The sequence below is a fragment of the Olleya sp. Ti.3.14 genome (genome assembly GCF_038154885.1).
Lineage (GTDB): Bacteria > Bacteroidota > Bacteroidia > Flavobacteriales > Flavobacteriaceae > Olleya.
This window is the reverse complement of sequence record NZ_JBAKAO010000090.1, coordinates 1-284: the sequence shown is the minus strand read 5'-3', so window position 1 is coordinate 284 and position 284 is coordinate 1. Positions and strand designations below refer to the sequence as shown.

Here is a 284-nt window from a genome sequence, read left to right as displayed (position 1 = left end):
AATCGCTTTCCGTTTTCTGGGATAGCATTATAATGTGTCACATCAAACCGCTGCTTATCCTCACTAACTATATAATTTAAAGCTAGTAAAAGTGATTTATAAACAAAACCTCGTACCACTTCGCTATTGTAATCATCTTTATAGTGTCCTGCTTCAAACAACATTGTAGGCGCATTTAAGCTTTGAAACGCATCACCAACACAATTAATATTAAAACCGTCGTCATATCTCCCAATTTGGTTAGGTAAATCATCTAGTAAACCCATATTAATAGCACTTATAAC

Annotated in this window: 1 pseudogene; it reads right to left on the bottom strand. The window is 34.2% G+C overall.

The features are described 5' to 3' along the window. Positions 1-266: pseudogene (locus V6251_RS15415) on the bottom strand (peptidase M14); the annotation flags it as partial. Positions 267-284 lie beyond the last annotated feature (18 nt).